The sequence below is a fragment of the Nostoc sp. genome (assembly GCF_041747015.1).
Lineage (GTDB): Bacteria > Cyanobacteriota > Cyanobacteriia > Cyanobacteriales > Nostocaceae > Nostoc.
Window position 1 is genome coordinate 1 of the sequence record NZ_JBGTFY010000251.1, and the last position, 10,573, is coordinate 10,573.

Sequence of the window (10,573 nt, forward strand, 5' to 3'; positions counted from 1 at the left end):
TTTTCATGGACATTTTTCTGAAAATCTCTCTATCGCCAACGTTGGATGATAATTATCTGTCAAAAAATGATGCTTCGACACAAGTTCTCTATTTAAGTAACGGAATTTTCTCTGATTTTTTTTCAAAATGAGAATTGCTGACTACTTAGGGGCAGCCAAGCCTTCCCGACGCAAAATTAGGGCAGCACTTAGGGGAATGGATTTACCAGTGCATCAAGTAGGGATGGTGGGCGATCGCTTGTTTACTGATGTCATAGTTGGTAATCGCCTGGGGATGTTTACCATTTTGGTTGAACCAATTGTCCATGCAGACGCGATCTTGCGATCGCATCCCATCCGCAACTTTGAAGTTTGGGTATCTGAAATATTAGGAGCCTCTATTACCCCTAAGAAAACTAAGATTCACAAAAGGTGATAAATCGTCAGGAAAATAAATCTAAAGAAATAATTAAGGAATTTTACTAAAGTCCAAAAATCGGGGATCATAAGTATTAATAATATGGGATCAGCCGAAAAAGACCCTAGTACATACTAAGTAAATATAAAACCGTAAAGCGTCAGCCTTCACTATAGAGGGATTGGCGCTTTACAATTTTGGATTTTGGAGTAAATCTAAAATTACGTGAGTTCGACGGATAGAAAAGTCCAGAAAGGTTGCTAGATATGAATTTGCTCAACTGGGCAGACAAGACAAAGCGATGCCTGCGGTGGGCTACGCCTACGCTAAGATGGATGCTATTTTAATCTCTGCTTTCATTTTTACAAATGTGACTTCAGAAAATCTAGGATAGAGATTCTGTTTTTGATAAAGATTAAAGAGAAACTAATTGACAAACATGACCCGCTACTATTTGCCATCGATCTTGACGCTTTGCCCAGACGCGAGTAAAGCGATAAGTACCTGAAAAAGCTTGCTGATCGTGAATTCCTGCCAGATATGTTTTAACTGCGACCACAGCAAAATTACCATAATTAAGAATTTGTTGATCGTCAATTTCGACCTTAGTAAACTTATGCATTCCACTACGATGTGCATCCAAATCATATTGCTTATCGACTACTAGACCTGTATGCATGGTGAAAATTAGATCGTCAGCAATTAATTCATCTAAGATCGGCACATCACTATCGAGCATTGCTTGTCGCAATTTTTCTTCTAATCTTTCGATTGTCATCATCTTGATTGACTCCCCTGATGTTATTACGATTGATTTTAGAAAGGGCAATGGCTGGTAAATTACGGAAAATCTTAACTCGGCTACCCTGTAATTCACAAGTTATTTTTTCTTAAACAAACCGTATTGCAAGATGTCTAATCTGAATCTAAAATCTAAAATTCAAAGATGCCACTAACGATTGTTGTCAAAATCGGTACTTCTAGCCTAACTCAACCAGAAACGGGACAATTAGCACTTTCTACGATCGCTACTTTGGCGGAAACACTCTGCCATTTAAGACACCAGGGACATCGAGTGATTTTGGTTTCCTCTGGCGCTGTGGGGGTGGGTTGTGCGCGGTTGGGCTTAACTGAACGTCCCAAAGCGATCGCCCTGAAACAGGCTGTAGCGGCAGTTGGACAAGGTAGGCTAATCCGTATATACGATGACTTATTTAGTACCCTACAACAGGCGATCGCCCAAGTATTACTGACTCGTAGCGACTTGGTACAGCGCAGTCGCTATCTCAACGTCCATAACACTTTTCAGGAACTATTGCGGCTGGGAGTGATTCCCATAGTTAATGAAAATGATACCGTAGCAACAGATGAACTAAAATTTGGTGATAATGACACCCTTTCGGCATTGGTTGCCAGCTTAGTAGAAGCAGATTGGTTATTTTTGCTCACCGATGTTGATCGCCTCTATTCAGCCGATCCGCGTTCCGTACCAGATGCCCAGCCCATCGCTTTAGTTAGTAGTATTAAGGAATTAGCAGAATTACAGATACAAACGGGTTCCCAAGGCTCTCAGTGGGGTACTGGCGGTATGGTGACAAAAATTTCGGCTGCGAGGATTGCGATCGCGGCTGGAGTGCGGACTGTAATTACCCAAGGGAGATTTCCCCGGAATATTGAAAAAATTCTCCAAGGTGAACTTATTGGCACGCATTTTGAACCGCAACCTGAACCAACTTCTGCGCGTAAACGTTGGATAGCTTATGGTCTTTTACCTGCGGGTAAATTGTATTTAGATGAAGGTGCGATCGCGGCAATTTCTCTAGCAGGAAAATCGTTATTAGCTGCTGGAATTAAGGCAGTAGAAGGAGAGTTTGACACACAGGACGCTGTGCAATTATGTGATACCAACGGTAACGAAATTGCTAGAGGACTTGTAAATTACAACAGCAATGAACTTCAAAAGATTCGCGGGTGTCATTCACGAGAAATTTCCACAATTTTAGGTTATGCCGGTGCGGAAACTGTGATTCACCGGGATAACTTGGTTTTGATTTAAGATGGAAAAGTCACTTTTACTGATAACCTGTATCCAGTAATCAGACGAAAAATAATTTATCCATCTCACCAAATTGTCTGAATAATTGTTAATGCCTGAATTCGCAGATCGCGAGTAACTAAAGGAAGGTGCAAATACAAAGCAGTAGCAGCAATAATTCTGTCTGGCATATCTGGTACAATATCTCGCGGAATGTGAGACAGGGTTTGAGCAATTGTTATATCTAAAGGTGCGATTGCCAAACCAGTCCCAGGATTAGATAAAGCCTCAATTAACTGTTCAAATGCTGCTTTTGGTAAGCGATATTTTTCTGCCAGATAAGCTACTTCTACTAGAGAAATTGCAGATACATAAACTGGATCGCCAGCACTAATCGCCCCATCGAAAGCCGCAATCGCCGCTTCTGATAATTTGGCTGACTCCCGCAAATACCAAACAATTGCATGAGTATCCGCTACAACTGCTACCATTATTAGATATCTTCCTCTGCAAAATTTCCCCACATCTCTTTTCGAGCTTGGGCAATATCTTCTTCTGTAATATCAATGTCTAAACCAGCCCATAGTCCCTTAACACTGTGTAGTGGAGGTTTTGGAGTAATTTTTTGGTGAAGAAAATCAGCAAAATTTAAAACCTCTTGCTGTTTATCTATAGGTAATTGCCGCAATTTTTCTAAAACAGCTTGCTCAATGTTCATACATTTTTCTCCTTTTAACTATTAGAGTTTTTGCGGTCAAGTTTGTAAATTGTCCAATAGATATAATCTCCTCAAAGCAAATATCAAACTAACATAGAAGCGATCGCCACCGCCCCCCACAACGGCGCATCATCACCCAGTAACGCTGGCACAATTTCAAAATCAACTTCTGGCAAAGCTGTTTCCCGCGCCACCTGTTGCATCACCTGCCAAAAATCCCCCCCCGCCTTCATCACACCACCTCCTAAAACAAAGCGCTGCGGATTCATCAAGTTCGCCACATTCCCAATACTTACACCCAGCGCCCAAGCAGCTTTGTGCAAAATTTCCTTAGCCAAATCATCACCACCAGCCGCAGCTTCACTCACCAATTGCCCTGTCAGTAACTCTAAATTATCCCCCACTAAACTCTTCAATACCTCTCCGCCTTGGCGACTTGGCGGTTCGTTTTCCAAAATTTCCCTAATATTTTGCGCCATATAAGGCCCCGACGCCAAACGTTCCACACATCCCCGCTTACCACACAAACACACTGGCCCAGCAGGATCTACAACCATGTGTCCAATTTCGCCAGCCATTCCACCAGCACCCCGCCAAGGCTGCCCGTTGAGTATCCAACCACCACCCACCCCAGTGCTAACAGTTATGTAAAACAGGCTATCGTATCCCTGTCCCGCACCAAAACGATGTTCTCCCAAAGCCGCAACATTAGCATCGTTGTCTACACCAACAGGAACACCAAACTCCTTTTCTAACAAGCCTTTGAGGGGAATGTTTTCCCATCCGGCAACATGATGAGATAGTCGCACCGTCCCCGTGGAAGCGTCAACTGGCCCCCCAAAGCTGACACCGATCGCAGCAGGTTTTGTGTCTTGCAGCAACGAGTAAATGAGCGATTGCATAATTTCCAAGTCAGTACTAGCATTTGCATTTGCTGGCGAGAGTCGGCGTTCATAACGCAACCACTTTCTAGAACCGATATTTACAGTTGCCGCCGCCAGTTTAGTTCCGCCAAAATCGAGAGCTAAAATTAATGTCATAGTTTCATTCTCAAGAAAGATGTTTACACTCAAAATAAATTCAACACTAGAGAAAACCAGATCATTTAGCAACTTATGACTACCGAGCAACCAAAACCACTGATTGATTTGTCTCACGCCAAAGAACCTCCTACCTCTATCAATCTTGATGAGGCTAAAGAAGCAGCTCCCTTAGAACCGGAAGAAGTTAGCGGACAGATCGAGGATGACCCTCTTCATGATGCTTTTAATCGCCAAGATGAAAGCAGAGAAAATGTTGGAGATTTTGCTAACATTCCCGATGCAAGCAAGTTGCAATAGGACTGATGTGGGCTTCTACTGGTAACAATTTGTCGCAATTGCAAAACTTTATCTATTATATTGAAAGCATCAATGCTTGTTCTAGTCAACTGTCTCCACTATAAAATGCCCGTTAACCTTGATTTAACCAACCTCCAGCAGTCCAGATAATTGTAAAGAACTTATAAAGATTATCAAATACTTGCATTTATTATTGACTTCAGCTACAGTCAAAGCAGATGCCTATCATCAAACCCTGACATGAGCTTTAAGAAGTTAAATTAGGTAAAATACTAATATTAGGTTTGTTAATGTTGATGTCAGTGACGCTGCGAATAATTAGTCACTAGTTTTGATCATTAACTTGTCGCGCATGGAGTAAGGGCGACTAAAGCATTTACCCCTGATTTAATTACTTTTATTTTTCTCAGACGATTGAGAATTATTCGCAATATGTATAGATTTATAGATATATTAAAAGCAGATAGTGTAGAAGATTTCAAAAAACTAACTTCATAAAATCCGAGTTTCAGCAAGTGAAAATTTATAAGATACCAAATAACAATAAAACTAAATACAAAATTAACGCTGCTACTACGGAAAAATATCTCTTGGCACTGTTTATCTATATTGTGGAGAATTTATTAACGGGGAAGAGGTTGATCAGAAATGATGTTATAAAAAGGCTACCTAGTTTTAACTGGGAAATACATATTGTTCTTTTTTATCTCCTTGAGTTAAGGATATTGTAGTTAAGAACACAATTTTAGTTTCTAATACCTTTTGTCCATAAAATACGCTAATGAGTATAGCTAGATGAATACTGTTTTTTGTTCTGACTATTCACGGCAAGCAGGAGAAGATGTTATTGGTAGTGCCACTAATTACCAAACTTATATTTTAGTTGAGTGTCCGTTACCTTGGACATCAGAAGCCTTTAATTCCAAGTGGGTACCCCAGAATTTGAGGATTTTGGTAGAAGAAGTGAAGCGTGCTAAATTACCAATTAGATTCCTCTTAATTGCTAATGATATATCACACAAAGTAAATTACACCACGCTTTTGATTTATCAAAGAAAAGAGGGACTGAGTAATGGTTTTTGCAAGCATGAGTTTAAGCTATCAAATATTGAGCAAGTAGTAGCAGTTGTCCAAAAATGGTTATGGGGTATCAGTTCTAATTCTGAGGTAGAAACTGATGAAACTAGAGATATTTTAGTGTGTACCCACGGTAGCCATGATAAATGCTGTGCCAGATATGGCGCTCCCTTTTACTTCAAGTTAACAGCGAATATTGCTGATTTTTGCTTGGATAATGTCCGAATTTGGAAATCATCGCACTTTGGCGGACATCGGTTTGCACCAACAGTTATAGACTTGCCAGAAGGAAGATATTACGGTGTTCTTGATCAAGATTCATTCAGATCGATTCTGACCCGGACTGGCGATATTCAATGCTTAAATAAAGTCTATCGAGGCTGGGGAATTCTGCCTGCTGCACTTCAGATTTTGGAAAGAGAACTAATCCTGTGCAACGGCTGGGATTGGTTTAACTACAAAGTTGCAGGCAAAATTTTGGAGCAAAGTTTAGACAATAATACTATTTTAGCTGAACTAAGTTTTGAACAACCTTCTGGTTCTCTCTACACTTACCAGGCTAAACTTGTGAAAGATGAAACCAAGACTCAACAACTGAAGAGTTCATGCAATGCTACAAAAGAGTTAGTAGTTACTAAATATGCTGTAGCTAGTCTCTGGCTGACCTCTAATAAGGTAATGAGTTATAGTACGTAAAAATATTTTTCAACGCAAAGGAACGCATTCGCAAAGCGTCTCGCAGAGAAGGGAAGCGCAAAAGAACGCGGAGTTTATGAATTAATTAAATCCTATATTTAGTACAAGATTGTATAAACTAGTAATAAAATCTTTGCGCCCCTCTGCGTTTAAATTCCAAATCTCGAATCAAGATTAAGCCATATTTAAGACTTTCCGTAATAGTATTTGGTCTTCTAACTTAGCTTTTAAACGACCATTTTCAATATCTCTAATCCAGCTTTGGCTTTTACCTGTGAGCTTTGCTAATTCTCTTTGGGAGAGATTCAAATTTTTTCGCGCTTGCAAAATCTGTTCACCCAGCAAATCGTTTGTAGTTTTGGGCTTCCTTTTGGCTTTAGCAGTTCGTCGTTGCCTTTTTTCTGATTCTGAAATTTGCTGATCCCATTCTGGTGGGAGTTCAAAAGCCAAAATCCGCGCATTCATGAGCAGATTCCACTTACCACGGGGTCCTGTGTCTGTGAGGCGAGTTTCAGCACCACCGTCATTAGTCCAAAATTCTAATGCTTCATCTGGATCTTCAGGAAGATCAACTAATTTTGCCCACAATGGTTGAATTTCTAATGGGTAGGTAACAGGGTCAAAAATTGGTTTCATTCCATAGTGATTGAGAATTTCCAAATCGCTTTCAAAAGTTCGCAGCAGACGTTTACGTTCTTCCCGTTGTCTGGATGCAAGGGCGACTTTTTCCTCACCGTAAGCAATACGCAGCAAGGTAGGAATGGTAATGCGTTGTTCTTTACCCATTTTGGTTTTAAATAGCAACCACAGCATTAGTCGGACTGCGCCTTCATGTTGCTGCCAAATGCTCATGACTGTGGTTAGCACCGTTTTGGGGAGACTACCATATTGATAGAATGCGGTTCGCTCTTTACAGGCTTGTTTATTTAAGAAATACTGTGCCCATACGCCTGCTTTTACTTTAAAGGTTAGCCCAATAAGATGTTTGCATCCAAGATTGTCTTCTTGAAAATGGTGCTGAATGTCCACCAAGTGCCATAAGCGGCTTTCTTTAACAGAGAATCCGTTAATTCGACCTTGTTGAGGCCAATCAATGGAGATAATCAGTGAGCAAGCTTGCTGGACAATATTTTTCATTAAAGCTAGCTTGGCAGCTTTGCTCAAGTCTTTGCGTTTCTCCATCCCTAAATATTTCTCAATTTGCCGCTCATCGATCGCAAATTCTTGCTCCCAAGGTTGCTCTAAGGCTGTGGCATAAGCTGCAAAAATTAGATGTATGCAAGCGGCTCTGATGTCAAGCCCCTCAATTGCTGCTATATCTGTGGCTTTGTCGTTCACTTTGAACGGATCTTGAATGTGAAAAGCGATCGCACCTCGCCCTTGATTGACTTGTCTGCTGTAACACAAGTAACCCTCTTCATCGGTTTCCCAATGTAGAGACGTGCGTTGTGCTAGTACGTTACAAGCTTCCCAAATTGCGATCGCTGAAGCAAATGGGTTATTCTTGCCGTTAGAAAACAAGTCTAAGCTAGTAGTAGCATCTCTTGGCTCAACTTTGCATCTCCCCTTTTTCGCCTGCCAAGGAATGGGAGAATTAATTGGACAAGCTATTACACATTGCGGCTCTGGATAATAGCCCTCACAATTATTACAAAGAGCAGGATCAACCCAATATTCATTGTTCTCTATTTTGATTGCACCCGTAGGACATTGGGGGCGGCAGTTGTCACATCCAACGCAACTGTTGTTAGGAATTGTATAAGGCATTTGGCTCTTTTCCCACTCTAATCGTTGAGATGTCTGGCTCAGGTCTCCCCTGGATGAGTCCTGTTTATTCATGACTCGCTACCACATTATCTTTCTGGCGAGAATAATCTTTTCTCACCACACTCACTCCCCACATCCATATTTTGAATTTGCATCCAATTGGAAGCTGTTTAAGACTTTAAAACTGAGCCTAAGAAAACTTCTTATTAACTATACATTTCATGAAAAAAATGATTAATTTGTTCGTACTGAGCTTAGAAAAAAGTCTTAACATTTATTTTGTTAGGTACTTAATAAACATTTTAGTTTTGACCATAAAAACTTATGCAAAATATTTTTAGGAGAAATTGAAGCCTGTTGTAATTAAACTTCATCTGATTTATTAATAATTTTTATATTTAATATAGGGTAATATTCTGCCACAAACTTTACAGTTCCTTCATAAATCCATTATGTTTCTTTATTTGACAAAATAATATTTATTTTGTCAAGATTTATCTAAATAGTTAAATCACAGCTAAATTGAAAATTGTTGCTTTCTAAAATACATATTGCATATATCAAAATGTAACTAGCGAACATCTAAAATTGTATGTATACTGTTTATCTAGATTTATTTGCCTAAAACTAAATATATTTGAAAAAGAATATCATCACTGTTATAGATATAGTTGCATTTGCGGGAAATAATAAAACTGCACGCCAGTTGCTTCAAGTCGGCGGAGCCGCCCAACGCACTGGCTTATCTACACGAGGCTTTATCCCCAATTTTTCCTTCTCATGTTCTTTGCTCTGCATGGGTTAGGGGCTGCTGCCTCCAGTTAGATATTGAGTCAGAGACTCAATGAATGCGTTCCCATGCGGAGCATAGGAACGAGGAAAACATATTATTGGTAATAATTTTCATCTATAAATTGAAATAAAAAATAATTTAGCATTGTGTTCAAAGTCATCGAATTTTGATGAGATAAAAGTAGTTTTTGAACCTCAAAAATACAAAATATTAGGATAATATGATGATTAATGCACAAACAGATTGACAGGCAAAACTGCCGAGGATTTATTCATGGCACAACTAACAGGTTTGACATTTGGCGGTAAGACTTGGACACCAAAATTTGCTCAGGAAATCGACAAGGATAAATGTATCGGCTGTGGCAGATGCGTTAAAGTGTGCGGTTACAATGTGCTAGGTTTGAAGGCGCTCAACGAAGCAGGGGAACTTGTGGAAGATGAAGATGATGAAGAAATTGAACGGAAAGTAATGGCAGTTACTTCTCCAGAGAACTGTATTGGTTGTGAAGCTTGTTCACGAATTTGCCCCAAGAACTGCTACACCCATGTTGCGTTAAACAATTAAGGTTTTTGGAGTTCAAGGAGGCAGTGTTTGTAATAAGCGTAAATGCGCTAGGCAAGGTAACTTGAGGGGAATACTAAATAGTTACTGTAACTAAAAAAAGTTTCCAGTAAACAAATCCGTAAATCGCAAAATGTTAGCTATTAACAAATCTAAACTTGCTGCTAATATAGCCTAATCAATATTAGGTCTAACAGTGTCCTCTTGGAACAACTAGCTTTTCTGGGAGTAGGGGGCTAACTTTGTTATAGGAGTTGAAATATAATTTGTATTTTTTGGGGGGAAAGATATGGAAAAAATCTGGAAGTTTCCCCCTTTTTTTATGGCTGCACGTTAGAAAGTTAATAAGTGAAAAGGAAATGGGGAATAGATAACAATGCTCAATTCCCAAAACCTAGAAAATAACACCTCTAAAGACGGTTTACAGAGCAGGTAGTATATATGCAACAAGTTCCTGTTTCACTATGGACTCTGGTTGCTGGGATAGTAGTTACAGCAATCAGCATTTGGATTGGTCACAACCACACTTTAATGCCGGAGCAAGCATCGCTACAAGCGCCTTTGGTAGACGGTTTTTTTAACGTCATGTTTACCATTGCGATCGCACTCTTCTTAGTGGTAGAAGGAACAATAGTAGTTTTTTTGATCCAGTTTCGTCGCCGTCGTGGTGATGATACCGATGGCGTGCCGGTTGAAGGGAATGTTCCCTTAGAAATCTTTTGGACAGCAATTCCAACAGTGATTGTCCTCGGTTTGGGCATCTACAGTGTAGATGTTTTTAACCAAATGGGAGGCTTTGAGCCTGCGGGCCATCCTCATTCAGCAGCTCATGTTGCTCATATGCCGGGAACCGCTCTTGCTGCCACCTTAAGCGATACCTCCCAAGCAACTACTGCTCCATCAATTGCCCCTCAAATTGCCCCTAAAATTGGTATTGGCGCGTCTCCTCAAACCCTAGACAAACTAGCCGATTTAGTTGTTGATGTCAAAGGGATACAGTACGCCTGGATATTTAACTATCCCGATAGTGGCATTACTTCTGGAGAATTGCACATACCCGTCGGTGCTGATGTGCAACTCAACCTTTCAGCACAAGATGTAATTCACTCATTCTGGGTGCCAAACTTCCGCCTGAAACAAGATGCACTTCCCGGTATCCCTACCGAACTACGATTTGTTGCCACCA

At 40.2% G+C, this 10,573-nt stretch carries 10 protein-coding genes and 1 pseudogene; 6 read left to right on the forward strand and 5 right to left on the reverse strand.

The window, feature by feature from the left end; genetic code table 11:
* Nucleotides 1-142: 142 nt before the first annotated feature.
* Nucleotides 143-415 (forward strand): annotated as a pseudogene (locus ACEW80_RS20780) (YqeG family HAD IIIA-type phosphatase); the annotation flags it as partial.
* Nucleotides 416-812: 397 nt separating this feature from the next.
* Here the strand turns inward: ACEW80_RS20780 and ACEW80_RS20785 are convergent.
* Complete coding sequence (locus tag ACEW80_RS20785; protein ID WP_373528411.1) at nucleotides 813-1,178, reverse strand: nuclear transport factor 2 family protein; 366 nt, start codon at nucleotides 1,176-1,178, stop codon at nucleotides 813-815.
* Nucleotides 1,179-1,343: 165 nt separating this feature from the next.
* Here ACEW80_RS20785 and proB point away from each other — a divergent pair, with 165 nt between their 5' ends.
* Entirely contained in the window at nucleotides 1,344-2,453 is a 1,110-nt protein-coding gene (gene proB, locus ACEW80_RS20790; protein ID WP_373528412.1) for a glutamate 5-kinase, read from the forward strand.
* A gap of 65 nt (nucleotides 2,454-2,518) precedes the next feature.
* Here the strand turns inward: proB and ACEW80_RS20795 are convergent, their stop codons facing one another.
* The 3 genes from ACEW80_RS20795 to ACEW80_RS20805 form a co-directional block, all read right to left on the reverse strand.
* On the reverse strand, nucleotides 2,519-2,923 hold the full coding sequence (locus tag ACEW80_RS20795; RefSeq protein WP_373528413.1) for a type II toxin-antitoxin system VapC family toxin: 405 nt from the start codon (nucleotides 2,921-2,923) through the stop codon (nucleotides 2,519-2,521).
* A gap of 2 nt (nucleotides 2,924-2,925) precedes the next feature.
* Nucleotides 2,926-3,150: a DUF2281 domain-containing protein gene (locus ACEW80_RS20800; protein WP_373528414.1), complete on the reverse strand. Its 225-nt coding sequence runs from the start codon at nucleotides 3,148-3,150 to the stop codon at nucleotides 2,926-2,928.
* Between the two features lie 83 nt (nucleotides 3,151-3,233).
* Nucleotides 3,234-4,190, reverse strand: coding sequence for an ROK family protein (locus ACEW80_RS20805; RefSeq protein WP_373528415.1), 957 nt, complete (start codon nucleotides 4,188-4,190; stop codon nucleotides 3,234-3,236).
* A gap of 75 nt (nucleotides 4,191-4,265) precedes the next feature.
* On the opposite strand from ACEW80_RS20805, the gene ACEW80_RS20810 reads away from it, so the two are divergent.
* Nucleotides 4,266-4,490, forward strand: a complete 225-nt coding sequence (locus tag ACEW80_RS20810) for a hypothetical protein (RefSeq protein ID WP_373528416.1) — start codon at nucleotides 4,266-4,268, stop codon at nucleotides 4,488-4,490.
* A gap of 795 nt (nucleotides 4,491-5,285) precedes the next feature.
* Nucleotides 5,286-6,263: a sucrase ferredoxin gene (locus tag ACEW80_RS20815; protein ID WP_373528417.1), complete on the forward strand. Its 978-nt coding sequence runs from the start codon at nucleotides 5,286-5,288 to the stop codon at nucleotides 6,261-6,263.
* Between the two features lie 174 nt (nucleotides 6,264-6,437).
* Here the strand turns inward: ACEW80_RS20815 and ACEW80_RS20820 are convergent, their stop codons facing one another.
* Nucleotides 6,438-8,030 carry a helix-turn-helix domain-containing protein gene (locus ACEW80_RS20820; RefSeq protein ID WP_373528420.1) on the reverse strand — a complete coding sequence of 531 codons (1,593 nt, stop codon included), beginning with the start codon at nucleotides 8,028-8,030 and terminating at the stop codon, nucleotides 6,438-6,440.
* A 1,066-nt stretch (nucleotides 8,031-9,096) separates the two neighbouring features.
* Between ACEW80_RS20820 and fdxB the strand changes: the two genes are divergently transcribed.
* Nucleotides 9,097-9,390: a ferredoxin III, nif-specific gene (fdxB, locus tag ACEW80_RS20825; RefSeq protein WP_373528418.1), complete on the forward strand. Its 294-nt coding sequence runs from the start codon at nucleotides 9,097-9,099 to the stop codon at nucleotides 9,388-9,390.
* A gap of 438 nt (nucleotides 9,391-9,828) precedes the next feature.
* A partial coding sequence (locus ACEW80_RS20830) for a cytochrome c oxidase subunit II (RefSeq protein ID WP_373528419.1) occupies nucleotides 9,829-10,573 on the forward strand: 745 nt, incomplete at its 3' end.

Coding starts and splice junctions, on each gene's coding strand:
- ACEW80_RS20785 (WP_373528411.1), bottom strand. CDS start 1,178: ATGATGACAATCGAAAGATTAGAAGAAAAATTGCGACAAGCAATGCTC.
- proB (WP_373528412.1), top strand. CDS start 1,344: ATGCCACTAACGATTGTTGTCAAAATCGGTACTTCTAGCCTAACTCAA.
- ACEW80_RS20795 (WP_373528413.1), bottom strand. CDS start 2,923: ATGGTAGCAGTTGTAGCGGATACTCATGCAATTGTTTGGTATTTGCGG.
- ACEW80_RS20800 (WP_373528414.1), bottom strand. CDS start 3,150: ATGAACATTGAGCAAGCTGTTTTAGAAAAATTGCGGCAATTACCTATA.
- ACEW80_RS20805 (WP_373528415.1), bottom strand. CDS start 4,190: ATGACATTAATTTTAGCTCTCGATTTTGGCGGAACTAAACTGGCGGCG.
- ACEW80_RS20810 (WP_373528416.1), top strand. CDS start 4,266: ATGACTACCGAGCAACCAAAACCACTGATTGATTTGTCTCACGCCAAA.
- ACEW80_RS20815 (WP_373528417.1), top strand. CDS start 5,286: ATGAATACTGTTTTTTGTTCTGACTATTCACGGCAAGCAGGAGAAGAT.
- ACEW80_RS20820 (WP_373528420.1), bottom strand. CDS start 8,030: ATGCCTTATACAATTCCTAACAACAGTTGCGTTGGATGTGACAACTGC.
- fdxB (WP_373528418.1), top strand. CDS start 9,097: ATGGCACAACTAACAGGTTTGACATTTGGCGGTAAGACTTGGACACCA.